The sequence below is a fragment of the Stenotrophomonas sp. P5_A8 genome, assembly GCF_056400545.1.
In genome coordinates this window covers 1-940 of the sequence record NZ_JBFULB010000600.1, presented here as the reverse complement: position 1 = coordinate 940, position 940 = coordinate 1, and the positions used below count along the sequence as shown (strand labels likewise).

2 pseudogenes are annotated in these 940 nt (G+C 56.3%); one reads left to right on the top strand and one right to left on the bottom strand.

Features of this window, described 5'->3' with window-relative positions:
- Positions 1 to 406, top strand: a pseudogene (locus tag AC1DQP_RS20980) (hypothetical protein); the annotation flags it as partial.
- A gap of 130 nt (positions 407 to 536) precedes the next feature.
- Here AC1DQP_RS20980 and AC1DQP_RS20975 read toward each other — a convergent pair.
- A pseudogene (locus tag AC1DQP_RS20975) lies at positions 537 to 940 on the bottom strand (hypothetical protein); the annotation flags it as partial.

Below are 940 nucleotides of genomic sequence, written 5' to 3'. Positions count from 1 at the left end.
GGGCAGGCAGCTCAGTCGGCAGTTCTCGGCCTATGTGAAAGACCAAGGCATTGTTGATCCTGGCATGGGATTTCATGCATTTAGGCACTACCTCATCACCCACCTGGATCGGGCGCTGGCCGCAACCGGGATGAAGCCTGAGCAGCCAGAGCCTGTGATTGGTCGCATCTCAGGGCACTACAAGCCGCCCGGGACGACGCTGCGCAGGGTGTATGTGGACAGGGATGGTCTGCCGGTTCCCGCATTTTGCGAGCCAGAGACGCTCCAAGAGCGCGTTGACACGCTGGCGCTTTTTACGCCATCCGTTTTGCTCCCCGGCTATGCCTCTGGGCAATTTTCAGCGCAGTTGAAGCGGGCGTCAGTGCTTGCCGCGCGGAAATCTCGTGCCAGTAAGAGCGAGGTATAAAGGCTGGCGCGAGCAGTGTTGTTCAGGACAGCTGTCGGCTCTGTGTTGCCGCAGTGTGTGTTCTATAGATATCGCGTCATGGTGCGACCCGTGGGGATAGAGCTCAGATGCCTAAACTGATCGGGCTTTGCTAATTGCTTTCCTCGTTGAAGAGGAACCCGATGTGATTGACAGAATTGATATCTGCCGTGAAGCGCAGGGAATTTGACTGCCTGGCGATATCAAAAAGAAGAAGATAGTGCCCGGCCAAGTCTTCGATATTCGAAAGGCTATAACGGCGCAAAATGTCCGCAACGTGGCTCTGATGGATAGAGATACGGAAGTCGCTCTCAGTCGGTCCGAAGTTTGAGTAATAGCAGCTGCCGCGAGCCCAGAAGCGCAAAGGGCGCACGACGCCCCAGAACCCATGCCATTGCTGAGTATGACGTCCGACCTGTGCATCTTCAAAGCGCACGAACGCATCATGCACGGCCACTTCCGTGCGATTGGGATCAGGCATCCGAAGCGTTAGCGGGCTTGTCTTGAAGCTTGGCC